24 protein-coding genes are annotated in these 24258 nt (G+C 52.5%); 14 read left to right on the top strand and 10 right to left on the bottom strand.

Annotation, left to right across the window (positions count from 1 at the left end; translation table 11 throughout):
- Positions 1–79: 79 nt before the first annotated feature.
- Both HMY34_RS18000 and HMY34_RS17995 read left to right on the top strand, forming a co-directional pair.
- A complete protein-coding gene (locus HMY34_RS18000; protein WP_202716800.1) occupies positions 80–1894 on the top strand; it encodes an alkaline phosphatase D family protein in 1815 nt (604 codons plus the stop codon).
- A 20-nt stretch (positions 1895–1914) separates the two neighbouring features.
- Positions 1915–2322: a DUF4388 domain-containing protein gene (locus tag HMY34_RS17995; protein WP_202716799.1), complete on the top strand. Its 408-nt coding sequence runs from the start codon at positions 1915–1917 to the stop codon at positions 2320–2322.
- 55 nt (positions 2323–2377) lie between these two features.
- On the opposite strand, the gene HMY34_RS17990 is transcribed toward HMY34_RS17995, so the two are convergent.
- Positions 2378–2692 carry a hypothetical protein gene (locus HMY34_RS17990; protein WP_202716798.1) on the bottom strand — a complete coding sequence of 105 codons (315 nt, stop codon included), beginning with the start codon at positions 2690–2692 and terminating at the stop codon, positions 2378–2380.
- Between the two features lie 148 nt (positions 2693–2840).
- Here HMY34_RS17990 and HMY34_RS17985 point away from each other — a divergent pair, with 148 nt between their 5' ends.
- Positions 2841–3284, top strand: coding sequence for a helix-turn-helix domain-containing protein (locus HMY34_RS17985; RefSeq protein WP_202716425.1), 444 nt, complete (start codon positions 2841–2843; stop codon positions 3282–3284).
- On the top strand, positions 3281–3976 hold the full coding sequence (locus tag HMY34_RS17980; RefSeq protein WP_202715967.1) for an IS630 family transposase: 696 nt from the start codon (positions 3281–3283) through the stop codon (positions 3974–3976). Before HMY34_RS17985 ends, HMY34_RS17980 begins: the two co-directional genes overlap by 4 nt.
- Before the next feature lie 30 nt (positions 3977–4006).
- Here the strand turns inward: HMY34_RS17980 and HMY34_RS17975 are convergent, their stop codons facing one another.
- Positions 4007–5995: a bifunctional 2',3'-cyclic-nucleotide 2'-phosphodiesterase/3'-nucleotidase gene (locus tag HMY34_RS17975; RefSeq protein WP_202716797.1), complete on the bottom strand. Its 1989-nt coding sequence runs from the start codon at positions 5993–5995 to the stop codon at positions 4007–4009.
- 192 nt (positions 5996–6187) lie between these two features.
- Between HMY34_RS17975 and HMY34_RS17970 the strand changes: the two genes are divergently transcribed.
- Positions 6188–8551 (top strand): esterase-like activity of phytase family protein, encoded by a 2364-nt coding sequence (locus tag HMY34_RS17970; RefSeq protein WP_202716796.1) that lies wholly within the window; start codon positions 6188–6190, stop codon positions 8549–8551.
- Between the two features lie 59 nt (positions 8552–8610).
- On the opposite strand, the gene ppk2 is transcribed toward HMY34_RS17970, so the two are convergent.
- The 5 genes from ppk2 to HMY34_RS17945 all read right to left on the bottom strand — a co-directional run bounded on the left by ppk2 (position 8611) and on the right by HMY34_RS17945 (position 12284).
- Positions 8611–9450, bottom strand: a complete 840-nt coding sequence (ppk2, locus tag HMY34_RS17965) for a polyphosphate kinase 2 (protein ID WP_202719244.1) — start codon at positions 9448–9450, stop codon at positions 8611–8613.
- 180 nt (positions 9451–9630) lie between these two features.
- Positions 9631–10359 carry an esterase family protein gene (locus HMY34_RS17960; RefSeq protein WP_202716795.1) on the bottom strand — a complete coding sequence of 243 codons (729 nt, stop codon included), beginning with the start codon at positions 10357–10359 and terminating at the stop codon, positions 9631–9633.
- Positions 10360–10435: 76 nt separating this feature from the next.
- Positions 10436–11395 carry an acetylxylan esterase gene (locus HMY34_RS17955; RefSeq protein WP_202716794.1) on the bottom strand — a complete coding sequence of 320 codons (960 nt, stop codon included), beginning with the start codon at positions 11393–11395 and terminating at the stop codon, positions 10436–10438.
- A 51-nt stretch (positions 11396–11446) separates the two neighbouring features.
- Positions 11447–11755: an isoamylase early set domain-containing protein gene (locus HMY34_RS17950; RefSeq protein ID WP_202716793.1), complete on the bottom strand. Its 309-nt coding sequence runs from the start codon at positions 11753–11755 to the stop codon at positions 11447–11449.
- 85 nt (positions 11756–11840) lie between these two features.
- Positions 11841–12284, bottom strand: coding sequence for a hypothetical protein (locus HMY34_RS17945; RefSeq protein ID WP_202716792.1), 444 nt, complete (start codon positions 12282–12284; stop codon positions 11841–11843).
- A 157-nt stretch (positions 12285–12441) separates the two neighbouring features.
- On the opposite strand from HMY34_RS17945, the gene HMY34_RS17940 reads away from it, so the two are divergent.
- Together HMY34_RS17940 and HMY34_RS17935 are read left to right on the top strand one after the other, a co-directional pair.
- On the top strand, positions 12442–12771 hold the full coding sequence (locus HMY34_RS17940) for a DMT family transporter (RefSeq protein ID WP_202716791.1): 330 nt from the start codon (positions 12442–12444) through the stop codon (positions 12769–12771).
- Positions 12772–12879: 108 nt separating this feature from the next.
- Complete coding sequence (locus HMY34_RS17935; RefSeq protein ID WP_202716790.1) at positions 12880–13920, top strand: substrate-binding domain-containing protein; 1041 nt, start codon at positions 12880–12882, stop codon at positions 13918–13920.
- 79 nt (positions 13921–13999) lie between these two features.
- On the opposite strand, the gene HMY34_RS17930 is transcribed toward HMY34_RS17935, so the two are convergent.
- Genes HMY34_RS17930 through HMY34_RS17920 form a run of 3 tightly spaced genes read right to left on the bottom strand, consistent with a single transcriptional unit; the run spans position 14000 to position 16675 of the window.
- Complete coding sequence (locus tag HMY34_RS17930) at positions 14000–14809, bottom strand: UDP-2,3-diacylglucosamine diphosphatase (protein WP_202716789.1); 810 nt, start codon at positions 14807–14809, stop codon at positions 14000–14002.
- The gene (locus HMY34_RS17925) at positions 14760–15458 is read right to left on the bottom strand and encodes a class I SAM-dependent methyltransferase (protein ID WP_202716788.1); all 699 of its coding nucleotides are present in this window, start codon (positions 15456–15458) and stop codon (positions 14760–14762) included. Before HMY34_RS17925 ends, HMY34_RS17930 begins: the two co-directional genes overlap by 50 nt.
- Positions 15459–15460: 2 nt before the next feature.
- Positions 15461–16675 carry a BtaA family protein gene (locus HMY34_RS17920; RefSeq protein ID WP_202716787.1) on the bottom strand — a complete coding sequence of 405 codons (1215 nt, stop codon included), beginning with the start codon at positions 16673–16675 and terminating at the stop codon, positions 15461–15463.
- Positions 16676–16857: 182 nt separating this feature from the next.
- Between HMY34_RS17920 and HMY34_RS17915 the strand changes: the two genes are divergently transcribed.
- The 7 genes from HMY34_RS17915 to phoR all read left to right on the top strand — a co-directional run bounded on the left by HMY34_RS17915 (position 16858) and on the right by phoR (position 24141).
- Complete coding sequence (locus tag HMY34_RS17915; protein WP_202716786.1) at positions 16858–17667, top strand: GNAT family N-acetyltransferase; 810 nt, start codon at positions 16858–16860, stop codon at positions 17665–17667.
- 97 nt (positions 17668–17764) lie between these two features.
- Positions 17765–19156, top strand: a complete 1392-nt coding sequence (gene pstC / locus HMY34_RS17910; protein WP_202716785.1) for a phosphate ABC transporter permease subunit PstC — start codon at positions 17765–17767, stop codon at positions 19154–19156.
- Between the two features lie 11 nt (positions 19157–19167).
- Positions 19168–20451 carry a phosphate ABC transporter permease PstA gene (pstA, locus tag HMY34_RS17905; protein ID WP_202716784.1) on the top strand — a complete coding sequence of 428 codons (1284 nt, stop codon included), beginning with the start codon at positions 19168–19170 and terminating at the stop codon, positions 20449–20451.
- A 76-nt stretch (positions 20452–20527) separates the two neighbouring features.
- Positions 20528–21418 carry a phosphate ABC transporter ATP-binding protein PstB gene (pstB, locus tag HMY34_RS17900; RefSeq protein WP_228287907.1) on the top strand — a complete coding sequence of 297 codons (891 nt, stop codon included), beginning with the start codon at positions 20528–20530 and terminating at the stop codon, positions 21416–21418.
- A 23-nt stretch (positions 21419–21441) separates the two neighbouring features.
- On the top strand, positions 21442–22149 hold the full coding sequence (gene phoU / locus HMY34_RS17895) for a phosphate signaling complex protein PhoU (RefSeq protein WP_202716783.1): 708 nt from the start codon (positions 21442–21444) through the stop codon (positions 22147–22149).
- Complete coding sequence (gene phoB / locus HMY34_RS17890; RefSeq protein ID WP_202716782.1) at positions 22142–22846, top strand: phosphate regulon transcriptional regulator PhoB; 705 nt, start codon at positions 22142–22144, stop codon at positions 22844–22846. The genes phoU and phoB overlap by 8 nt, the downstream gene beginning before the upstream one ends.
- Positions 22846–24141: a phosphate regulon sensor histidine kinase PhoR gene (gene phoR, locus HMY34_RS17885; protein WP_202716781.1), complete on the top strand. Its 1296-nt coding sequence runs from the start codon at positions 22846–22848 to the stop codon at positions 24139–24141. Before phoB ends, phoR begins: the two co-directional genes overlap by 1 nt.
- The last annotated feature ends 117 nt before the right edge of the window (positions 24142–24258 follow it).

The raw sequence follows: 24258 nt of genomic DNA, 5'->3' as shown, positions 1-24258 counted from the left end.
AAAAATCATCCCCTTTTCACCGCATTGACACATTCCCACCTCTATCATGGTCGTCATTTAAAACCAGCCGGAGAGTGCCATGCCCCCTATTGATCGCCGTAATTTTATTCGCCACGCCATTTTGGGTTCGAGTGCGCTTGCCAGTGGCTTACTCACGGGTTGCAATAATAATGACAATGACAGCGCAACCACCGCTACGGCTGCCAGTTTTACTCACGGGATTGCCAGCGGCGACCCATTGGCTGATCGCGTGATATTGTGGACGCGGGTATTGCCCAGCGCCAACGCCACCAACACCAGCGTGACGTGGGAAGTTGCCAGCGATGCCGCCTTCGCCAACGTCGTGAGCAAAGGTGAAACCAAAACCGATGCCGCCCGTGATTACACCGTTAAGGTCGATGCCGCTGGTTTGATTGCTGGCAACACGTACTATTACCGCTTCAAAGCCGATGGCAGCACGTCGCCCGTCGGCAAAACCCGCACCTTACCACAAGCCTCGCCGGATGAAGTGAAACTCGCGGTATTTTCATGCGCCAATTACCCAGCGGGTTATTTCCACGTTTATGCCGAAGCCGCCAAGCGCGATGATTTGTTTGCCGCCATCCACTTAGGCGATTACATCTACGAATACCCAGCCGGTGCTGATCAATATGCGTCGGCTGATGCCGCAAAATTGGGGCGGATTGCCCTGCCCGCCAATGAATTGGTGAAAATCGACGATTACCGTCAGCGTTACGCGCAATACCGCAGCGATAAGGACTTGCAAGCAGTCCATGCCAAACTGCCTTTCATCTGCATCTGGGATGACCACGAAATTGCCAACGACACTTGGAAAGATGGCGCGGAAAACCACACAGCGGCGACCGAAGGCGACTTTGCCTTGCGCCGCGCCGCTGCCCTGAAAGCCTGGCAAGAATGGTTGCCAGTACGCGAACAAGATGCCAGCAACCCGCTGCGGGCTTACCGCTCGTTCGACTTCGGTACATTGTTGAGCTTGCACATGCTCGATACCCGTGCCGGTGGACGTGACAAGCAACTCGACTACGCCACATACATTGACCCGACCACTGGCGCATTCAATGCCACGACTTTTGCCGCTGACATGGCAGACCCGACCCGCCAATTGTTGGGCGCGGAACAAATGGCGTGGTTGCAGAGCCAACTGGCGGCATCCGGCGCAACTTGGCAAGTATTGGGGCAACAAATCCTAATGGGCAAGATGTACCTACCCTCGCCGTTGCTGACGCCAACCCCGCAAAAGCCTACCGTCAGCTTTGCCCAGTATGGGGTGCTTGCCGTCGCATTTATCACCTACCAAACCTTGGTTGCCAAACTGACAGCGGCAGGCACACCTGTTACCCCGGAAAACCTGCTGGCAGCGGGCATGACAGCGGCACAACTTACCATCGTCAATGACCCGGTGAATCAAGCCATCATCGCCGCCCCCAGCATCCCTTACAATCTGGATGCGTGGGATGGTTATGCCGTAGCCCGCGAAACGGTGTTCGGCACCGCACGGGCATTGGACAAAAACGTGGTGGTGTTAAGCGGCGATACCCACAATGCTTGGGCAAGCGATTTGCAAGACGTGAGTGGCAATGCCATCGGGGTGGAATTTGCGACACCATCCGTCTCCTCGCCGGGTTTGGAAGAATACATCCCCGACACCAAACCGGCGGAATTGGCGGCTGGCGTGCAGCAATTAATCCCCACGCTGGCTTACGCGGATACCGCACAACGGGGTTACATGGTGTTAAGCGTGAATGCGACCGAAGCCAAAGCGGACTGGTACTTTGTTTCCAGCGTCAAAACCAGCACTTACACCACCAAGCTGGAAAAAAGCCTGAAAACCACGGTAGCCGGTGCGGGCAAGCGCAAGCTGGTGCGCAGTTAATTTGATCTTACGAGTGTTACATGCCAAATCGTGATTACCACCCTTACCTCGTCTTATGGAATGGGTTAATTGACGTGGTTGTCCAGAAATTATCTGGCACCTTGCTGATTGCGACCCATGACAATGCGTCTTGCCGCTTCGCCCTTGAACAGGGGCGCTTAACGCATTGCACGTTCAGCCGTTTGCATGGGGAAGATGCCTTGATCGCTTTCACGACCATTCAGGCAGGGCGCTATTCCTTCCATCAGCAAACCTACCCGTTCCGCAGCGCAGCGATGGTGGCGCATGAACGGGCAGTGGAACTGCTGGGTTTACCGGCGGAGCCTGAGACCAAACCCTCAGCGCCAGCAGGATTAAAACCCGTGAGCGGTTCGCTGTTTACTAAAGAGGAAATGGAAGCCTTGTTTGGGAAGTTTTATTTCGAGTAAGGCGGTTTAGCGCGTTCACAACACGAAAGCCCTGCCATCACTTGCAGGGCTTTTCTTAATCACCGCCATCGCCGCCGCCATCGCCGCCGCCATCACCCCAACCAATATCGCCCCCATTATCACCACCGCCGTGGCGCGGTTTTACCCAGTCCATATACCCGCACATCTCGCAGCGATGCTCCTCTCTGCGGGTAATCGCGTTGACAGCGCCCGTCGGCTGGTATGCACCTTGCGTCTTACACGCCGGGCAACGCGACCGCGAGCGCCATCGGTACACTTTCCAGAGTAAAATGAGCGCTATTAACCCCCCAGTAAACGCGATATTAAACACCGCCAAGCCATCGCCCATAAACCAAGATAAAATATCCATGTTTCACCCTCACAAAAACTGCCATGTTAAACACGGCAGTTGGGTGACAACAGATTTTGATGGCTAGTGCATTGCCAAATTCAGAAATTAGGGTTTTAAGTCACCTGATTTAGGTAGATGCTATGGGCAACACACGAAAGGTTAGCCCATGCAAAAGAAATACATTGTCCGCTTAAGCGATGAAGAGCGTCAGATCCTTGAAGAAACCATCAAGAAACTCCGTGGCAGTGGACAAAGAGTCCGCCGTGCACAGATTTTGCTGAAAGCTGATGTAGAAGGAGCCAACTGGACAGACCGTCAGATAGCTGAAGCCTTCAACTGCCGGACAAAGACCGTTGAAAATATTCGCCAACAGTTGGTGCAGCACGGTTTTCAGCAGGCATTGGACGGCAAGCGACGTGAACACCCACCCATCCCAACAATACTGGATGGCGAACAAGAGGCGAAGATTATCGCGTTGCGCTTAGGTTCGCCGCCAGCGGGTTATGCCAACTGGTCATTGCGCCTGCTCACCCGCCACGTGATTGAATTGGCGATCGTGGAGTCGGTTAGCCACGAAACCCTACGGAAGATGCTAAAAAAAACGGTATGACCTCGCGCAAGCTCCAATATTGGGTTATCCCACCGGACAGTGATGCCGAGTTTGTGGCTAATATGGAGGAAGTGCTTGAAACCTATGCGAAACCCTATGATGCCCAGCATCCGGTGATTTGCATGGATGAGCAACCCGTGCAGCTCACCAAAGAAACCCGTCAACCGATTGCAGCGACCCAAATCCATCCCCGTCGGGTGGATTACGAATACGAACGGGCGGGTACAGCCAGCATCTTTATGTTCACCGAACCGCTATCGGGTTGGCGCGAAGCCCATGCCCGACCACGCCGGACGAAAGTGGACTGGGCGATTGAAGTTGCCGAGCTGCTGGAAGGGCGTTACGCGGAGTGTGACAAAATCACCTTGGTTAGCGACAACCTTAACACCCACACCAAGGGTGCATTTTATGAAGCCTTTGAACCGGAACGGGCGCGGGCATTGGTACGTCGGATTGAGTTCTGCCATACCCCTAAACATGGCAGTTGGCTCAACATCGCTGAAAATGAATTGAGTTCCATGACGCGCCAGTGTGTATCAGGTCGCCGTATTGGCGATATTGAAACCTTACAGAAAGAAATTGCAGCATGGTCTACCGACGTGAATAGCCAGCAGCGTGGGGTGGATTGGCAGATGAACATCAGCGATGCACGCTGTAAACTCAAATCCATTTATCCCAAATCTAAGGAATGACGATGCACTAGGCGGTCGCTCAAAAAAGGCTTACTTGCTCAAGTCGATGCTGTAAGTACAGTCACCGTTCTCGTCTTTAGCCGCACTGGTTTGGGTCACATTGGCAATGTCATCAGCCGTCGCCACCACCAGCTTGTCGCAAGCCGATTTGAACGTGACTGTGCCTCCGGTCAGTGTCGGGGCAAAACGCCAGTTCTTATCCGCACCGCTATTCGCTTTGGTCAGGGTTTTGGTGGTTTTGATGTATTCCACAATCATGTCGCGGTTGGTATCCGGTGATTCAAAAATCGTCTGGCTACCATTCAAACCGGCAAACCCACCGCCGCCAGAAGCACGGTAATTGTTGGTGGCCACGATGAATTCCTGCGTATCCGTCACTGGCACGCCTTGGTAACTCAGGTTCTTGATACGGCTGCCCACGGCGGCGGCAACATCAATCTCATACGTCACGCCATCTATCACGTCAAAGTTGTAGGACGGGAAAGTGCTATCAATCAATTCCTGAGCCTCGGCCTTGGTCGGGTCAATGGTCTTGAAATATTGCGCGGATTTTTCCAACCAGGCTTTAACCGCTTTGCCGTCAATTTTCACCGCTTGCACAGTATTCGGGTAAAGGTACAAGTCGGCAACGTTCTTGATTGCCACCCCACCGGCAGGAATATCGGTGTAACCCGACCCCCGGAAATTCATCTTAAACGGTGCTGCGGCTGATAACACCGGCAAGCTGGCGTATTGTGGCAAATTGGCTTTCACGTAATCATTGACGTAGCGGGTTTGCGCCTTATTGATCAGCTCCAGCGCGGTGGTATCCCCCACGTGCGAAAAGAAGCTGGCAATCGGCATTTCGCTCGTGCCAATCGGGGTACTGACGTAAGTGACCGTGGCATCGTGTTCCGCTTGCACCAAGGTTTTCACTTGTGGATCGGGTGCGACGTAGCCAGTGGTTGTGCCTGCGGCATCTTTAATCGCAATCGGGCGGATTTCGCTTTTGGAACTGGCGACTGACCATTTGCCATCTTTTTGCTCCAGCTCCAGCGTGATCACGCCCAAATGGTTGCCCCAGAAACCGGGCATCACCGCAGGTACGCCATTCACTTTGCCGGTTTTGTTATCCACCTTCGGAATATCGGCGTAGGCTTTGCCATCCGGGAAAAAGCTGTGGGAATGCCCCATGATCATCGCATGAATGCCGGGTACTTCTGCCACGTAATTACCGGCGCTTTCCAACTCGGCGGAGTAAGGTTGTTTGGTCATGCCGCCGTGGTTGAGCGCAACGATGATGTCAGCACCCTTGGCTTTGAGTTCTGCCACGGCTTTGGTCGCGCCTTCCTTGATGCCTTCGGTGACGACTTTGCCATCCAGATGGCGTTTATCCCACAAGACGATTTGCGGTGGGGTGACGCCGAAAACACCGATCTTAAGCGGTTTGCCGTCGATGGTTTTTTCGACGATGGTGGTTGCAGGGTAACGTGGTTTTTTGTCATCGACATTCAGCACATTGGCAACCACGATGGGGAAATTAGCGCCCGCACAGCCGTTCTTGCCAGTCACTTGATCCAGCCAAGGCAAGCCGTAGTTGAATTCGTGGTTGCCGTAAGCCATTGCGTCGTAACGCAGGTAATTCATCACTTTGATTTGGGCAGCGGTTTCGCCACACGTCACGGGTTTCACGACCGCTTGATAATCCGACATTGCCGTGCCTTGCAGGGTGTCGCCATTGTCCAGCAAGATGCTGTTGGGGTATTGCGCCCGTGCTTGCTGAATCAGGGCAGCGGTGCGTTCCAGACCGATGGTCTTGTCTTCGGTGGTTTTGTAGTAGTCGTAAGACAGGATATTGGTGTGGACATCGGTGGTGGCGAGGATAGCGAGGGTGGTTTTCGCCGCGCTGGTGGTGTTAGTCGTGTCACTCGTGGTAGCGGTTTCATTATTATCGTTGCAACCAGAAATCAGCAGGACACTGGCAGATAAGGCTAAAAGAATACTCAATGACCAAGGTCTGTGGACGTTTTTCAGCTTCATGGGGCGCTCCGTAGGAAACGTTGAGAATCCAGCGCATGGTGCTGACTGAAGGGTTACAGGGGTGCGAATGTTTGGTGATGTTTTTGTGATAATGTTATTTAATGAAATATTCATCATGCTGTTAGCAATTCTTAACATTACCTTCTCAGACTCTACGGATTATTTTATTAATCCCCAGCTATGGAGTCCTTCATGCGCCTACCTGTTTCCCTAAAACTGTGCGCCCTCGCGCTCGCGGTCACACTCGGCTTAAGTGCCTGTAACGATAACAACAACGAAACCAGCACTGGCACGGATAACACCACCACCCCGGCAACCACCACCACCAAAAATTTCAATCGCGTTGCCTCGTTTCCGGTGTGCCTGCAACTGGATGCTGATTGCAATGTTGCTGACACAACCGCCGCTGAAATCGTCGCCGCCAGCACCGATGGCATGACACTGATTTACAGCGACAGCCCTAGCAAATCCATCGGTTTCGTTGACATCACCGACCCGACCAAACCCAAAGCCGCTGGCAAACTGAAAATGAGCGGCGAACCGACCTCCGTTGCCGTCAAAGGCAATTACGCGCTGGTCGGTGTCAACACCTCCGCCGACTTCATCAATGCCAGCGGCAAACTGGATGTGGTCAGCCTTAGCAGCAAAACCGTGGTTGCCTCCCTCGACCTTGGCGGTCAACCGGATTCCGTAGCAGTTAGCCCTGACGGTAATTACGCCGCCATTGCCATCGAAAACGAACGCGATGAAAGCGTGAACAGTGGCGCGATTCCCCAATCACCCGCCGGTTATCTAATGATCATCGACCTCAAAGGCGAACCCAGCGCATGGACAAGCCGCAAAGTTGACATGAGCGGCTTAGCCGACGTTGCCCCCGGCGACCCAGAGCCGGAATACGTCGACATTAACAGCAATAACATCGCCGTCGTGACCTTACAAGAAAACAACCACATCGCCTTGGTGAACTTAGTCGATGGCAAAATCACTAACCATTTCAATGCAGGCGCGGTAGACCTCGACAAAATCGACACCAAAGAAGAAGTCCCGGCGCTGATTACCACCGACGGTACATTGAGTGCCATCGCACGTGAACCGGATGGCGTAACGTGGTTATCCACCGACTTGTTCGTCACCGCTGACGAAGGCGACTGGTTGGGTGGCAGCCGTGGTTTCACCATTTTCAATACCAAAGGTGAGGTGGTGTTTGCGGCAGGCAATAGCATGGAACATCAAACCATCCGCATGGGTCACTACCCCGATGACCGCTCCAAAAACAAAGGCAATGAACCGGAAAATGCCGATTCTGGCACTTTTGAATCCAATAAATTCCTGTTTGTTGCGTCCGAGCGCTCCAACTCCGTCTTCGTCTACAACGCCAACGACAACAGCAAACCTGTGCTGAAACAAGTGTTGCCAGCGGGTTCAGGGCCGGAAGGTGTGCTGGCGATTCCATCGCGCAATTTGTTGATTGCTGCCAGCGAAGTCGATGCGCGTGCTGACATTATTCGCTCAACACTGAACATTTACCGCTACGAAGACAAAACCGCTGCATACCCGACGGTTATTTCCACCGATGATGCCAGTGGTCAGCCGGTAGCGTGGGGTGCAATGTCGGGTCTTGCCGCGACGCCGAATGATGCCAACGCGGTGTACGCGATCGAAGACAGCGTTTACCAGCAAAACCGCATCTTCAAACTGGACGTATCCAGTAAACCTGCCAAGCTGAGCGTTGCTGCCAAAATCAGCGACCTAAACAGTGTGCTGGGAAGTTTGCCCGTTGCCACGGTTGATGCGGCTGCCAAAGCCGACAGCGATACCCGCAAAGACGTGTTTGACAGTGCCGACCTGAAAGCCATGATCAACGCCGACAAAACCGTCAACCTTGACCCCGAAGGTGTAGCGGTTGCCAGCGATGGCGGTTTCTGGATTGCCTCCGAAGGTGCAGGCACGGTGGGTGAAGCAGCTCGCCCGGTTAATAGTGCTAACCTGCTGTTCAAGACCGACGCTAACGGCATTATCCAGCAAGCCATCCCGCTGCCAGCCGACATTAATAGCAAGCAAATCCGTTTCGGCTTTGAAGGCGTGGCGGAATACAACGGGCGGGCTTACGTCGCCTTCCAACGCGCTTGGAACAAGGAAGCCAACCCACGCATCGGCATCTACGACACCGCGACCAAAACTTGGAGCTTTGTGTTTTACCCGCTGGATGCGGTCGCGTCCAAAAACGGCGGCTGGGTCGGTTTGTCTGACTTGACTTCGCTGGGTAACGGTCAATTCTTGGTGGTCGAGCGTGATAACCAAGGCGGGCCGGATGCTGCCATCAAACGCCTGTACCGCATCGACACCAACGGCGTAGCGGCGGGTGCAACCGTTGCCAAGACCTTGGTACGCGACATCCTGCCAGACCTGAAAGCCACTGGTAGCCCGGTGATGGAAAAGATCGAAGGTTCAGCCGTACTCGCCAATGGCAATGTCTTGATCATCAACGACAACGATGGCGTGAAAGACAACAACGGTGAAACCCAGTTGATCAACTTGGGCAATATCATCAAGTAAGTGGTAGAAAAAAGCCTCCCCTGACAAGGGGAGGTTTGGAGGGGTTTCTTCAGCCCTAATCAATAAATCTTCGGCACGTAAAGATCATCCGGCAACGTGCGCCGCTCATAATCCGGGTTGAACACCCGCTCCGGCAGCGTCACTTTCTCTGTAGCGACATCTTCATACGGAATTTTCGACAAAATATGCTCGATGCAGTTCAGACGTTCGCGCTTCTTATCATTACCCTCGACGATGTACCAAGGCGCTTCCGGGATATTGGTGCGCTCGAACATTTCCTCCTTCGCCTTGGTGTAATCTTCCCAACGCACACGCGACTGCAAATCCATTGGGCTGAGTTTCCACTGTTTCATCGGGTCATGAATGCGCGTCAGGAAGCGCAACTGCTGTTCCTCATCCGTAATCGAGAACCAGTATTTCAGCACAATAATGCCGGAACGCACCAACATGCGCTCGAATTCCGGCACGTCTTGCAGAAATTGTTCCACCTGATTGTCGGACGCAAATCCCATTACTCGCTCGACACCAGCGCGGTTGTACCAAGAACGGTCAAACAGCACGATCTCACCGCCCGCAGGCAGGTGCGGCACATAACGCTGGAAATACCATTGGGTCATTTCGCGGTCGCTCGGCTTTTGCAAGGCCACCACACGCGCAACACGCGGATTCAGACGCTGGGTAATGCGCTTAATCACACCACCCTTGCCTGCGGAATCGCGCCCTTCGCAGATAATCAGCACTTTGGCATTGGTCTTCTCAACCCAGTATTGCAGCTTGATCAGCTCAGATTGGAGGCGTAGCAGGTTGGTGTAATAAGTGCGGTTATCCAACATATCCGGGTGCTGGCGCTTGTAGATTTTGCGGATTTCCTCGCTGAGCATGGGTTCGCTGAATTCCATCTCGATCATGTCATCCAAGGTATCGTCCAGTTCCGCTTGTAGCCAGTCGCGGCTAAAGTCTTCCGTCACATTGTCGTAATCCATTCCTATTCCTCGCATTCTCAACGGTGGGAATTAACATAATCCTTGCTTCAAGCGGAATACTAACGTTTCTATGTGACAATATTGTGTCGGACGAAATCACACGTACAACGGCGCCATACGCCGCCAGTAATAGCCCCGGTGCGCCCGCTCATGCCACTCATGCAACTGGTGCCGAATACCTTTGCCGTGCAATATCTGGCTCAAATAGTGATTATTCCCCAGAAACGGATCTTCCTTGCCGATCACTAACACAATATCCATTTGCCGCAAATGCTGTAATCGCCCCTCACAGTGCAAATTCGGCAAAAAATGCGTCGGGGTATGAAAATAGATATTGTCGTCATAATACCCGTTGAACAGATCGGAAAAACTTTCCGTCTGCATCGTCAAGTCATAACGCCCTGAAAATGCACTCAGTTTTTGAAACAAGTGCGGATGCCGAAACGCGATATTGGCGGCATGGAACGCCCCCAAACTACAGCCGTGGGCAATGGTGCAAGGGTGCTGATTCTTATGCTGCATAAACGGCAACACCTCATGCAGGATGTAATCCTCAAACTGCATGTGACGGCGGATACGTTCGGCAGGGTGTTTCCAAAAACAATACAGCGCATCGTGATCCACGCTATCCACACAAAACAGTTGCAATTGCCCTGCATTAATCTTGGGCGCAAGCTGCTGCACAATGCGCAACTTTTCGTATTCATCGAAACGCCCGTCACGGGTCGGAAATACCAGCACCTTGGCTCCCGCGTGCCCAAAAACCAGCAACTCCATCATCCGCCCCATGCGGGGACTGTGCCAGCGGTGATATTCGCGTTGCATTGACCTGACCTTCTTACTGTTTGCGACAATCATTGTTTCGATGGGCGCATCATAAGCGTGCGATATTGCAAGCGTTTTACAATAGCGCGAAAAACCCTTCCAACTCCTGCAATAGCGTCTGTTCCTGTTCTGCCCGCTTAGGGTAATCAAAATGCCCTGCCTCCAGCACAAACAGCGTTTTCTCCCCCGGCAAAGCGTTGTACACCGCAAACTGCCCCGGTGGTGCAACGGCGGGGTCAAACAAGGCTGCTGCAACGTGCATGGGCTGCTGAATCCACTGCGCGGCATTCGCGGCATCATAATATTGCAAGGTATTCAACACATTCCCGTGTTGCTGCTGGTAACGCTGCACCGCCGCGCCGCTGCCAATGGTCGGCAATTGCAAGCGCAAGGGCTGATTGCCAAACGTCGGTACATTCACATGCGCCCGCTGAATCCGCGCATCCCACGGCAACGCCAATGCTCCAATCCCGCCCCCGAAACTGATGCCGGAATAGCCAATATGCCCCGTCGCCGCCGGAAACAACATCTGCGCCGCCGACACCGCCAGCCACACATCATCCACACAACCGCCAATCACATAGCGATCCGGCTTGTCGATGTCATGCAACACATGAAATGCCGGATTCGCCGAAATCGGCGGATGTTGGCTGCGCGATAACCCCCGCAAACACGGAAACACCAACGCCGTGCCTTCTGGTCGCAACCGAAAATCCGCGCCGTCACAACCGCCGTAACCGTGCCCAAATACCAGCGCCCGCGTCACTGGCTGGTGTTGCGGAATCAATACCCACCCGCGAATCATGCAATGGTCGGTGGAACAATAGCGCAAATCGTACACTTCATAGCCATGCTGCGCCGTTCCTGTGTGGGTGATACGCGGGCGGGGATGTACCTGCAAAGCACGGGCATAACGCGCTTGCCAAAAATCCGCAAAATCAGCCGGTGCAGGCGGCACAGCAACCGCCAGAAAATCATCCAGCGAATACCCGTAACTGGGGTCAAAGGCAAAACCGTGGGTAAAACTAGCAGGCATCCGCGCTCCATTATCACGCTATGGAAACCGGTGTTTATACCTTATTTTGGTTCACACGCGAACGATGGAATTCTCGCCGTCCACACCGTTGGTCACATAACCATCGGCTTCCCAGTCATTTTCCCAGCGACACCCGTCATACAAATAGCGAAACTGGTATTCCGACATGGCGGTTTCCAATTCCAACATGGCGGTGAATTCACCATTTTTTAGCGCAGTCATCGGGGTTACTTGCCTATCCCAAGCGTTAAAATCACCAACTAAATGAACGGTGTTGACCGCTTGCGCAGCAGGTTTGCCGATGCGAAAGGTGACTTTGCAAATCGGGCGAGTTTTCAGGTATTGTTTTTTGAGGCTCATGATCCGTGTTCCTAAACGTGAGGTGGCGGTATTGTCACACGGTAATGTTAAGCAAATTTGATGCCACGCCGCTTAATTGGTGCTGTTACCAAGTTTCATGGCACGTAATGCCGTCATCGTGGTATTCCGAAGCCACATGCAGGGTAATAATCTTGCGCCCTGTCACGGCTTCCGTCACGCCATCAATCAAGCCAAACCCGAAATGGCACAGTGCATGTGAACCGGCTTGCACGCCCCGGTCACGCAATACCAAACCGATACGGCAACCGCTGAGTTCTGCACCATTGCCTTCCAGCGTCACGTCATCCATAAACTCTTTGTCTTTGAAGAACTTTGCCACAATACCGCGTGCCTGCTCCGCATCGCCGGATTGCCCAGCGCCTAAACGTTTGCCCATTTGCTTGCCTGCATAGCGGAACACGCTGACCGCGCCTTTTTTGCCAATCAAGGTTTCAATTTGCTCGGCTAAGTCAGCCAATAGCGTGACTAAATCACGGGTATCCATTGCACAATGTTTTTTATCATTCATTTTACGATCACTCTGTGGGGTCTTGTCATGCTTGAATATAACAAAACTCTAATACACACTGATGACAAGGCGATAATAGGTAAGAATCCAATGCCATAACACTCGCATTCCGTTTATGATACCAGTCCTTTGTTGTGTAAAACCAAAACCCTAACTTATGTCTTATTTTTACCTTGCGCTTGCTATCATCGCTGAAGTCATTGCCACCAGTTCATTGCGGGCGACAGAAGAATTTACCAAGCCCATCCCTACCCTGATCATGGTCGTGGGTTATGGGTTTGCGTTTTATTTCATGACGCTCGCGCTGCGCACCCTGCCATTGGGGTTCACTTATGCGGTATGGTCAGGGCTGGGGATTGTGCTGATCAGCGTCATTGGCATTGTTATGTACGATGAACGGCTGGATTTACCCGCTGTTATTGGCATGGGCATGATCATTGCGGGCGTGGTCATTATCCAAATGTTTTCAAAAATCGTGAAACATTAAACCTCGTGAGCACCGTCATCATTTCTTAATATAACCGCCATAAAACTTTCATTAAAACGCTCTACGATTCGCGCAAATCCATCCAGGATTCTTTTAAGGAGCTTTTGAATGAAACAACTCACTTTGGCAGTCGTATTGGGTCTAGCGGCTGCTGCTGGCGTTGCACAAGCACGCGACAACATTGAAATCGTCGGTTCTTCCACCGTATTCCCATTCAGCACCGCTGTTGCTGAACAGTTTGCCAAGAAAAACGGCGGTGCAGCCCCTAAAGTAGAATCCACCGGTACTGGCGGTGGGATGAAGCTGTTCTGCTCAGGTGCAGGCGTTGAAACCCCTGACATCACCAATGCTTCACGTCGCATGAAGAAAGGTGAAATGGAAACCTGTATCAAAAACGGCGTTACCGACATCACTGAAATCAAAATCGGTTATGACGGTCTGGCTATCGCACAATCCAAGACAGGTGAACCTATCCAACTGTCTGCCCGCGAATTGTACTTGGCTGTTGCCAAAGAAATTCCAATGGAAGACGGTACATTCGTGCCTAACACGTACAACACTTGGAAAGACCTTAACCCTAACTTGCCAGCCAATGAAATCGAAGTCATCGGGCCGCCACCAACGTCTGGTACACGTGACTCTTTCGTAGAATTGGGCATCGAAAAAGGTTGTATGCTGTTCAAAGGCATCCCTGAACTGAAAAAGAAAGATGAAAAGATGTTCAAAGAAAAGTGCCACACCTTGCGTGAAGACGGTCGCTTTGTTGAAGCCGGTGAAAACGACAACCTGATCGTGCAAAAGCTGCAAGCTAACCCGAAATCACTGGGCGTGTTCGGTTATAGCTTCTTGGAACAAAACGCAGATTCACTCAAAGCGGTTCCTATTGCGGGTGTAGAACCAACACCTGAAACCGTTATGAACGGCAAGTACCCGATGGCGCGTTCCATGTTCATCTACGCAAAGAACAACCATGTCGGTCAAGTCGCTGGCCTGAAAGAGTTTTTAGTTGAGTTTGCCAGCGATGCAGCAATGGGTGCAGACGGCTATTTGGCTGATAAAGGCTTGATTCCACTGCCAGCTAATGAGTTGAAAGCCTCGCAAGATGCAGCGGCTACCCTGAAAACAGTTTCAGTGAACTCTCTGAAATAAAGCAATCAATAACAAAGCTTTAATACAAGATTAAGGGAGCATGGATGCTCCCTTTTTTATGCTTGTTGCGCTAAAAACCTTAAGCGGCTAGTGGTTCAGGCGTTCCGACGGGTAAACATACTTCAGCAGCAGCATTTTTTGCTTCTGTCCAACGCACCACATGCAAACTCCCATCCCACTCTTCCACCAGCGCAGTGCAACTCTCCACCCAATCGCCATCGTTGCAATACAATACCCCGTCAATATCACGGATTTCGGCATGGTGAATATGCCCGCAAATAATCCCATCCAACTGACGCTTTTTCGCTTCTTTCGCCAGTGTTTCCTCGAATGCCGAGATGAAATTCACCGCTGATTTGGTTTTGTGCTTGAGGTACGCCGATAACGACCAATACGGATAACCCATGCGCCGCCGCAAACGGTTATACACATTGTTCACCACCAATAAACGCTCGTAAATCCAATCACCCAAGATTGCCAGCCAGCGTGCAAACTGCATCACCCCATCAAACTGGTCGCCATGCAGCACCAAAAACTTGCGCCCATCAGCGGTGGTATGCACCACCTCGTCTTCCAAACTGATGGCAGTAATTTGATGATGAATAAACGGGCGCAAAAACTCATCGTGATTACCACTGACATAAGTCACTTGCGTGCCGCGTTGCGCCCGTTCAAACAGCAGATGCAAAATCTGGTCGTGGAACGTATCCCAATACCAGCGTTTGCGCAGTGCCCAGCCGTCGATAATATCGCCGACCAAATACAAATGATCGGACTGATTGTGTTGCAGGAAATCGAGCAAGAACTCGGCTTTGCACCCGCGTGAACCGAGGTGCGTATCAGAAATCCAGATACTGCGATATTTGCGGAAGTTCTGGTTGATGGTCATTGGGAATCCCCCCTTTCTGGTAATGCGCAAGCATCGCGTAACGCCCACTCAGGTGACGGATACGCAATTGGTCATGGTGACGGGCTGCCATTTGCTCCAAATACGCCGGGACTGCCGGATCAGGGTGGACGTTGAACCAATCCAGCCACCGCAACAGCAGCTTGCGAAACCACGCGGGCATGGTTTGCTGGTCGGAAAAATCCACCACATGCAAACAACCACCGGGTTTGAGGATGCTCAAGGCATGTTCCAGCGCATCCTGCCAACCGGGGATCATCGACAGCACATAGGAAAACACAAGGTGATCAAACGGTTTTTCCAGCCCGAATGTGGTGTGATCAACCTGCCCCGCCAAGCCTTGCTGCAAAGTAATTTGTTGCGCATACAAAGTGTTACGCAAATTGTCACGGGCAGTATCGAGCATCATCGCCGACGCATCCATGCCGTAGAGTTTGGCGTGCGGATGCCGGTAAGCCAACTTGGTTAAATTACGCCCCGTGCCACAGCCGATTTCCAGCAAGGTTTCACCCGGCTGCAACGGAATGTCTGCCAGCAAGGCATCGCGCCCCAACAGATAATACTTGCGCGACAAGTCGTAAACATACCGCTGGTAACGGTACTGCTGATCCATTTTCTGTGCGGCATCCATCGTCAATCGGCCTTACGGTAGAGGTGGAAACCACCGTAGATCGCCGAACGGTCTTGCTGGAACAGTTGCGCGGAAAGCGCGGCTTCGTACACAAACTGGCTACGTAATTCGGCTGGCAATGCGCTTTCCAACGGTGATTCGGCGGCGGCGGTACGGAAGATAATGCGCGTCCCCGGTTTGCCCACGCGGGCAACTTGCGTCCATAACTGGGTAAGGACTTCATCCGTCATCCAGTCTTGCGCATCGAGGAACACGAAACGGTCGTAGCTGTGCGGGGCTTGCTGTTCCAGAAAGTCGATCATGGAACCGAGGTGCGTATCGACTTTACCCAATTGCTGGCGGATAGCGTCGTAGTTTTCGGCTTTCAGGTAATCGGGAATCGCCTGACGCTTTTCGTGGTCATAGCTGTGGCTAAAGCCTTGCCATGCGAAATAGTTGTTCTGAATCGGGGTATCACACGCCAAGCGTTCAACGCGCTCGCGGTATTGCTCAATCAGATTGCCCTGTTCCTTCATCGCCTTGTATTGCTGCGGCGGAATGCCAAGGCTGAACACCGACATCGGCAATTTGCCCAAAAACTTCACCAGTTTATTGTCGAAAAACGGCGCGATGTGCTGGCTAAAAATCGCTTTCTGTTCGTACAAACTGGTGGCGGTGAGGAGCTTTTCGGGGTGGTAATTGGTGCGGCGGGCAATCCAGTGCAGGAAGCGCATGAAATAGCCAAAGCGCGTTTGCCGGTACAGCCCGTCACGGAACATATGAATGCGCTTTTGCCCCAGAATGCTGCGGCCTTGCCAGAATCCATCCAGCGCATCGTCCAGATGCGGGCGGATGTATTGCTCGTAATGCGCCGGATTGGTATCGCGGTCAGCGTAACCAAAGAAATCGTAGAAGGTGGCGTGATCCGGCAAATGTTTCATCGCTGCCAGCTTCAAGCGCGTCAGGGACAAATGGTACGGGTTCAGGTCAATCGCGGTGATATGCGCAGGGCTTGCGGTCAAGTAATTCAACACGTTACATCCGCCCGAAGCAATCGTCAGCACGCGGCTTTCCGAGGTCAGTTGCAAGGCTTGCATATCCACCGTGGGGTCTTCCCAAATCTGGTTGTAAATGAAGCTGTTGAACCAAAAGCTGAACAAACGTTGCTGCATCCCCATCAAAGACGTGGGGGCATGTTGATGCACAGCATCGCGCATTGCGTCGGAAATACCTGCCATGAAACTCTCGCTAACAAAATCTAATCGTGGGCTTGAGGCTAAGGCTTGGGAATGACGGCAAAATGACGGTTATATTACGGTTGTGTTATGGGGCTACATTTAACCTCCCTGCAAAATAACCGTCATTCCCCTGTCACACACCTTTCATAAGCTGGCGCGATATTATGAAAGGAGTGCAACCTATGACCGCCGCTATTCACCACGACAGCCACCAAAACTTACGCCCGCATCTGCCGCAATTGCGGGTAGAACTCGCTGCCACCCCCGCTGATGTGTACGCATCGCAACGCCTGCGCTATGAAATCTTCGCTAAAGAACAAGGCGCACAACTAGAAAGTGCCAGTGAAAGCATCGACCGTGACCATTACGACGACTACTGCCATCACTTGCTGGTGCGTCGCACGGATAATAATGCAGTGGTTGGTTCCACCCGCATCCTCACCACCCCGAATGCGCGGAAAGCGGGCAGTTTTTACTCCGAAAACGAATTCGACCTGCGCGGCCTGTTCCCGCAACTTAAAGGCAACGCCATTGAAATCGGGCGTACCTGCATTCACCCCGACTTCCGCAATGGCGCAGGCATCGGCATGTTGTGGTTAGGTTTGGCACAATTCATGGAAATGCACCGCGTCGATTTCATGTTCGGTTGCGCCAGCATCAGCATGAATGACGGCGGCGCACAAGCCTCCGCGATCATGCAGGAAGCGCGGGCTAACAACCTCGCCCCCGTCGAATTGCGCGTCAAACCACTGATGCACTTACTACCTGCGCAACCAGCCGCCAAAGTGAATATGCCACCACTGCTGAAAGCCTACCTGAAACTCGGCGCGTGGGTAGCAGGCGAACCGTGCCTCGACCCCGATTTCAACGTTGCCGACATTTTCATCCTGCTGGACGTGAACAACCTCAACACCCGCTATCACCGCCATTTTGTGCAGGGCAGTTTGCAACGCCGCCCGGTCAGCGACGTGGGTTTATTGCGGGCTGCATAAAACCATTAACTGTCTGTAACATTAGTGTCATATTACGCGCCTACAATCCGAGCCGCGATCTTTCAACCTGACCGAACAGTCCCAATCAGGAGTTTTCATGAGTACCTTGGGTATCTTGCTGACGCTAACGGTGTTAGCGGCATTCAGCTATTACATCGGGCGCAAACGCTCTCTCGCACTCGCCACCCCGGTGAAGCGTGGCGGTAACGACCTGCATTCCTTGCCCAGTTACTACGGGTATTTGGTGGTAGTCTGGGCGATTATTCCGGCGTTGCTACTACTGGCCTTATGGTCAAGCTTAGAAAAGCCGATGCTGACCTCCAGCATTATGTCGCACTTGCCCGTGGAATATCAGAACAAATCGACTGATGAGCTGAGCCTTACCACTAACCGTATCCACAATCTGGCAAATGACCCAGCACAACTGGCAACGGCTGAACCTGTTCTCAAAGCAGCGGCAGAGGAATACCAGCAAATGCAATCCCTGAGCAACACCATTAAAACGGTGCTGGTATTGGCGTTGGCGATTGCGGGGATATTCATTGGTTTACGTTACGTCAAGCCCAAAACTCGCGCGCGTAACCAAGTGGAACGGGTGGTGCAGTTCATTATGATTGGCTGTGCCTCCATCGCGATTTTGACCACGGTGGGGATTGTGTTCTCGGTCTTGTTTGAATCGATTCGCTTTTTTGGACACGTCAATATTTTTGACTTCATATTCGGCACGCATTGGAGTCCGCAAACGGCACTGCGAGCGGATCAGGCAGGCAGTTCCGGCGCATTCGGCGCAGTTCCTTTATTCGTCGGTACTTTCTTAATCTCCTCGATTGCTTTGTTGATTGCCGTGCCATTGGGTTTGATGTCGGCGATTTATTTATCCGAATATGCCAGCCCTACCATGCGGGCTTACGCCAAACCTGCGATGGAAATTCTGGCGGGTATTCCCACCGTGGTTTACGGCTTCTTTGCCGCACTGACAGTTGCCCCGATGATTCGCGGACTCGGTGAAAGCGTGGGTTTAAGCGTAGCCTCGGAAAGTGCTTTAGCCGCTGGGATTGTGATGGGCGTGATGATCATCCCGTTCATGTCTTCGTTGTCGGATGACATTATCAACGCCGTACCACAAGCCATGCGTGACGGCTCTTACGGCATGGGCGCTACCAAGTCGGAAACCATCAAACAAGTGGTCATACCTGCGGCGTTACCGGGGATTGTCGGCGCGTTTCTGTTGGCAGCATCACGCGCCATCGGTGAAACCATGATCGTGGTGATGGCGGCAGGTTTAGCAGCTAATCTTTCCTTCAACCCCTTGGATGCGGTTACGACGATCACCGTACAGATTGTGACGCTCCTGAAAGGCGACCAAGAATTTGACAGCGCGAAAACCTTAGCGGCCTTTGCCCTCGGTTTGAGCCTGTTCGTTATCACCCTGATTCTTAACGTGCTTGCGTTGCATATTGTGCGCAAATACCGTGAACAATACGATTAACCGGAGGCTGTATGAGTACCACGACCACTGAAAAAGTAAAAGCCACATTGGCGAAGCGGTACGCACGGGAAACACGTTTCCGCGCCTACGGTTTTATCTCGATTGCGCTGAGCATTCTGTTCTTGGCGATTTTATTGCTGGATATTTTCAGCAAAGGCTTGCCCGCCTTCACCAGTACCTACATTAAATTGGATGTGGTGTTGGATGCGCCAACCCTTGGGCTGGAAGCCAACCCGACGCTGGAACAATTGAATGCCGCTAATTACAGCAAAGCCATTGATACCAGTTTGGAAACGCTATTCCCCGGTGTCGAAGAGCGTAAGCAAAAGAAAGCACTGAAGGCGATGATCAGTGATGATGCCGCCTACACCTTGCGCGACCAAATAGTGGCTGACCCCAGCATGATTGGCACGACGCAATCGTTGTGGTTACTGGCGGATGACGAAATCGACGTATTCCACAAAGGTGGGGTAGACCGTGCTTTGCCAGAATCCGATCGCCGCATCAAGGATTTCCAGCTCACTTGGTTGGATAAACTGGAAGCGGAAGACCGTATCGAAAGCCAGTTCAATACCATCTTCTTCACCCGTGGCGATTCGCGTGAACCGGAACAGGCGGGGATTCTGAGTGCTTTGATCGGCTCAATCTACACCATGTTGGTAACATTGCTGTTGTCCTTCCCGATTGGGGTGGCGGCGGCGATTTATCTGGAGGAGTTTGCGCCCAAGAATAATTTCTGGGTGGATTTGATCGAGGTCAATATCAATAACCTCGCCGCCGTACCGTCGATTGTGTTTGGTTTGCTGGGGTTGGCGGTGTTTATTCAGTTCTTTGGCACACCGCGTTCTGCGCCACTGACTGGCGGTTTGGTGATGTCGTTACTGGTGTTACCGACCATTATCATTGCTTCGCGTGCGGCTTTGCGCTCTGTGCCACCCTCCATCCGTGAAGGCGCATTGGGTTTGGGCGCGTCGAAAACGCAATCGGTATTCCAAAACGTGTTGCCATTAGCGATGCCCGGTATTATGACTGGCGCAATCATCGGCATGGCGCACGCCTTGGGCGAAACCGCTCCGCTGCTGATGATCGGCATGGTAGCCTTCATTATGGATGTACCAAGCGGTGTGACTTCCCCCGCTGCGGCCTTGCCCGTACAGATTTTCCTGTGGTCAGACAGCCCGGAACGCGCCTTTATGGAGCGTACCTCGGCTGCCATTATCGTACTGCTTGCCTTCTTGATTCTGATGAATTTGATCGCAGTCATTCTCCGCAAGCGATTTGAGAGACGTTGGTAAGACCTAATCACTGCATTCATGGTGCAGGACTATTAACCTAAACTCTTTTACCCTTTAAAATGCGAAGGTAAACCTAATGACTGAAGCGACCCTTGACATGACAACGACAACCGTAGCACCCAAAGCCCACACTGCCACCAGTGGCGGGCGTGAGGAATTTGCCCACACCATTAACGGCACGATTGGCAAGCCGTATCTGGATGGCAAAGACACCAAATTCTTCTGCCGGGGCGTAAACGTATTTTACGCAGGCGCAAAACAAGCGATTTTCGATGTGAGCATGGACATCGGGCGCAACGAAGTAATCGCCATGATCGGCCCGTCTGGCTGCGGCAAATCCACCTTCCTGCGTTGCTTAAACCGCATGAATGACACCATTGCAGGCTGTAAAGTCACGGGTGACATCAAACTCGACGGTGAAGACATTCACGACAGAGAGCAAGACCCGGTATTGCTCCGCGCCCGTGTTGGCATGGTGTTCCAAAAACCGAATCCGTTCCCGAAATCCATCTACGATAACGTAGCGTATGGCCCGCGCCTGCACGGTTTGGCAGCGAACCGCGCAGAACTGGACGATATTGTTGAACAAAGCTTAATCAAAGCCGGTTTATTCAAGGAAGTTAAAGACCGCCTGTTATCACCCGGCACCGGCCTTTCCGGTGGGCAGCAGCAACGTCTGTGCATTGCGCGGACCATCGCAGTCAGCCCGGAAGTGATCCTGATGGATGAACCCACGTCCGCGCTTGACCCGATTGCGACCGCGACTATCGAGGAATTGATTGACGAATTACGCGCAAGCTTTACTATTTGCATCGTAACCCACTCGATGCAACAAGCCGCGCGGATTTCGCAACGTACCGCTTACTTCCACATGGGTTATCTGGTTGAGTTGAACGACACCAAAACCGTGTTCACCAACCCGCAACATCAATTGACTGAAAACTACATCACAGGCCGCTTCGGCTAAAGGCGGTACGGGGTATGGAAAACATGAACACAACACAACATACGTCTCAAAAATACAATAGCGAGCTGGAAGAAGCCCGTAGCAAACTGATGACAATGGGCGGCTTGGTCGAAGCGCAAGTCAGCAATGCCATCAAAGCCTTGCTGGATCGCGACAGTGCCTTGGGTGAAAAAGTCGCGTATTCCGACCATGAAATCAACGCCATGGAAATCATGCTCGACGAACATTGCGCTGAAATCATTGCACGTCGCCAACCAACCGCTGGTGATTTGCGCTTGCTGATCACCATTATCAAAGTCATTACCGACCTTGAGCGCATTGGTGACGAAGCGGAAAAAGTCGGGCGTTACGCGGTGGAAATGGCAGAAACCCCGACTTACGGCGATTTGCACAATTCGCTGCGTCACTTGGGCGAACACGTCAAAGCCATGTTGAGCGATACGCTAGACGCGCTGGCACGTTTAGATGTTGCTCAAGCCATGCAGGTAGTGAAAAACGACCAACAAGTGGATGAGGAATTCGATTCGATTACCCGCCAGCTCTACACCCGCATGTTGGAAGACCCGCGCAATATCAAAGACAGCCTGAATGTCACTTGGTGTGCGCGTTCATTGGAACGGGTCGGCGATCACTGCAAAAACATTTGCGAATACGTGATCTACTTGGTGAAAGGCAAGGATGTGCGCCACACCAATTTAGAAAGCATCCGCGAAGCGTTGTTGGGTGAGTAAGAAACGTATCTTGTGCATTGAGGATGAAGCCGCCATCCGGGGCATGATCCGCTTTTCGCTGGAGCGCGAAGGCTATTGGGTGATGGAAGCCGCCGATGCACGGGCGGCGCGTGATCTGGCCGCAGACCAGTTACCCGACTTAATGTTGGTGGATTGGATGCTGCCGGATCTTTCCGGCCCCGAACTCATCCGGCGGTTTCGCAGCGATCCGCTGACCCGCGATATTCCGATCATTATGCTCACCGCCAAAAGCGAAGAGGATGACATGATCCACGGGCTGGATGCGGGCGCGGATGATTACCTGATCAAACCCGTGTCGCTGAAAGCCCTAAGTGCGCGGATCAAAGCCCTGTTGCGCCGTACCGACGGTTTCGACGAGCTGCGGGTGATTAACGCCGGACGCTTACAACTCAACCAAGATGCGCACCAATTGCGCATTGATGGTGCACCCGTGCATCTCGGCACGACCGAATACCGCCTGCTCGAATTTTTCATGCAGCACCCCGAAAAAGTCTATTCCCGCGCTCAATTGCTGGATTTTGTCTGGGGTCAAAATACCTATATCGAAGAACGCACCGTTGATGTGCATGTGCTACGCTTGCGCAAAACGTTGAAGACCTACGCCGCCGATAATGTGATTCAAACCATCCGGGGCGCAGGCTATTTATTTAGTGCAATCGAGTCGATAGGTGATTGATGCCGAACAACTATTGGAGTGTGGAACGCTACCGGCTGGCTCTCGTAGTAGGCGGCGGTTTTTCGCTTGCATGGTTCACACCCTACCCTTTCCCCATTATGGTGCTTGTCTTGCTCGGCTATATTGGCTGGATGTTGCACAAGCTCTACCAATTGCAACGCTGGCTCACCAATGGGCAAAAGCCTGAAGAAATGCCCGACAGCGACGGCGCATGGGAACAAATTGCTTACCTTTTCCAGAAATCCCAACAAAAAAGTCTGGAACGCAAACGCAAACAGCAGGAATTACTGACGCGCTTTGATAATGTCCTGTCCGCTTTGCCCGATGCGGCGGTGTTGTTGGATGCCGACAATCACATTCAGTGGGCAAACAAATCAGCGGCTAAGTTGCTGAATATTCGCGATGCGGTTGATCGCGGCAAACGGGTCGATACCTTGTTGCGCAACCCCGATTTGCACAAATTGCTGGAAGAAAACAGTGAACGCCGAGTCACGTTTCCGTCGCCACGCCATAGCAATTTAACCTTACGCGCTCGCCTCTTACCCTTGCAAGGCGGCTCGCGGGTGTTGAGCGTGCGCGACATTAGCGAAGGCGTGCAATTGCAGAAAACCCGTAAAGCCTTCATTGCCAACGCTTCCCACGAATTGCGCACGCCGTTAACCGTGTTGACCGGCTACATTGAGCTGTTTGAACAAGACCCGGAATTACCAGAGTACCTCAAAGCACCGTTGCAACAGTCGCAAGAGCAAGCCGCCCGAATGCAGCAAATCATCAGCGATATGCTGGCGTTGTCACGGCTGGAAAGTCAGGAAACCACGCCGCTGATGGGCAATCGTGTCGATGTGCCTGCGATGTTGGAAAGCAGTATTAAAGCCATCAGCGACACCCTAGCCAGCGATACGCACCTGTTGGAAACCCAAATCGAACCCGATTTGTGCGTGTGCGGCTCGGAAAAAGACATTAACAGCGTCATTACCAACTTGCTGGCGAATGCGGTGAAACATACCCCCGTTGGTACAACCATCCGCATTCACTGGGAAAGCACTGACGATGGGCAAGCCTGTTTGAGCATTATCGACAACGGCCCCGGCATTCCTGAAAAGCACTTGCCGCATTTGACCGAACGCTTTTACCGCGTGGATGAAGGGCGGTCGCGTGCCAGCGGTGGCACGGGTTTGGGGTTAGCGATTGTGAAGCATGTGATGCAATGGCATAACGGCAAGCTGACGATTGACAGCAAGCCGGGGCATACCGAGTTCAAGGCGTGTTTTCCGGCGAAGCGGGTGTTGGATTAAGCGTACAATCGACTCAATCAGAGTCTCCTCAATCAAGTTAAATCACTTCAGTCATCTGCCTGATCTTGATGCTCAGAGTGAGATTCAGTAGGAAAAGCGGTTGATAGATGCAAAGAA

The sequence above is a fragment of the Thiothrix subterranea genome (genome assembly GCF_016772315.1).
Taxonomy (GTDB): domain Bacteria; phylum Pseudomonadota; class Gammaproteobacteria; order Thiotrichales; family Thiotrichaceae; genus Thiothrix; species Thiothrix subterranea.
Note: the sequence above shows the minus strand (reverse complement) of the source record. Positions and strands in the feature narration are given on the sequence as shown.

Coding starts and splice junctions, on each gene's coding strand:
- HMY34_RS18000 (WP_202716800.1), top strand. CDS start 80: ATGCCCCCTATTGATCGCCGTAATTTTATTCGCCACGCCATTTTGGGT.
- HMY34_RS17995 (WP_202716799.1), top strand. CDS start 1,915: ATGCCAAATCGTGATTACCACCCTTACCTCGTCTTATGGAATGGGTTA.
- HMY34_RS17990 (WP_202716798.1), bottom strand. CDS start 2,692: ATGGATATTTTATCTTGGTTTATGGGCGATGGCTTGGCGGTGTTTAAT.
- HMY34_RS17985 (WP_202716425.1), top strand. CDS start 2,841: ATGCAAAAGAAATACATTGTCCGCTTAAGCGATGAAGAGCGTCAGATC.
- HMY34_RS17980 (WP_202715967.1), top strand. CDS start 3,281: ATGACCTCGCGCAAGCTCCAATATTGGGTTATCCCACCGGACAGTGAT.
- HMY34_RS17975 (WP_202716797.1), bottom strand. CDS start 5,995: ATGAAGCTGAAAAACGTCCACAGACCTTGGTCATTGAGTATTCTTTTA.
- HMY34_RS17970 (WP_202716796.1), top strand. CDS start 6,188: ATGCGCCTACCTGTTTCCCTAAAACTGTGCGCCCTCGCGCTCGCGGTC.
- ppk2 (WP_202719244.1), bottom strand. CDS start 9,450: ATGGAATTCAGCGAACCCATGCTCAGCGAGGAAATCCGCAAAATCTAC.
- HMY34_RS17960 (WP_202716795.1), bottom strand. CDS start 10,359: ATGCAACGCGAATATCACCGCTGGCACAGTCCCCGCATGGGGCGGATG.
- HMY34_RS17955 (WP_202716794.1), bottom strand. CDS start 11,395: ATGCCTGCTAGTTTTACCCACGGTTTTGCCTTTGACCCCAGTTACGGG.
- HMY34_RS17950 (WP_202716793.1), bottom strand. CDS start 11,755: ATGAGCCTCAAAAAACAATACCTGAAAACTCGCCCGATTTGCAAAGTC.
- HMY34_RS17945 (WP_202716792.1), bottom strand. CDS start 12,284: ATGAATGATAAAAAACATTGTGCAATGGATACCCGTGATTTAGTCACG.
- HMY34_RS17940 (WP_202716791.1), top strand. CDS start 12,442: ATGTCTTATTTTTACCTTGCGCTTGCTATCATCGCTGAAGTCATTGCC.
- HMY34_RS17935 (WP_202716790.1), top strand. CDS start 12,880: ATGAAACAACTCACTTTGGCAGTCGTATTGGGTCTAGCGGCTGCTGCT.
- HMY34_RS17930 (WP_202716789.1), bottom strand. CDS start 14,809: ATGACCATCAACCAGAACTTCCGCAAATATCGCAGTATCTGGATTTCT.
- HMY34_RS17925 (WP_202716788.1), bottom strand. CDS start 15,458: ATGGATGCCGCACAGAAAATGGATCAGCAGTACCGTTACCAGCGGTAT.
- HMY34_RS17920 (WP_202716787.1), bottom strand. CDS start 16,675: ATGGCAGGTATTTCCGACGCAATGCGCGATGCTGTGCATCAACATGCC.
- HMY34_RS17915 (WP_202716786.1), top strand. CDS start 16,858: ATGACCGCCGCTATTCACCACGACAGCCACCAAAACTTACGCCCGCAT.
- pstC (WP_202716785.1), top strand. CDS start 17,765: ATGAGTACCTTGGGTATCTTGCTGACGCTAACGGTGTTAGCGGCATTC.
- pstA (WP_202716784.1), top strand. CDS start 19,168: ATGAGTACCACGACCACTGAAAAAGTAAAAGCCACATTGGCGAAGCGG.
- pstB (WP_228287907.1), top strand. CDS start 20,528: ATGACTGAAGCGACCCTTGACATGACAACGACAACCGTAGCACCCAAA.
- phoU (WP_202716783.1), top strand. CDS start 21,442: ATGAACACAACACAACATACGTCTCAAAAATACAATAGCGAGCTGGAA.
- phoR (WP_202716781.1), top strand. CDS start 22,846: ATGCCGAACAACTATTGGAGTGTGGAACGCTACCGGCTGGCTCTCGTA.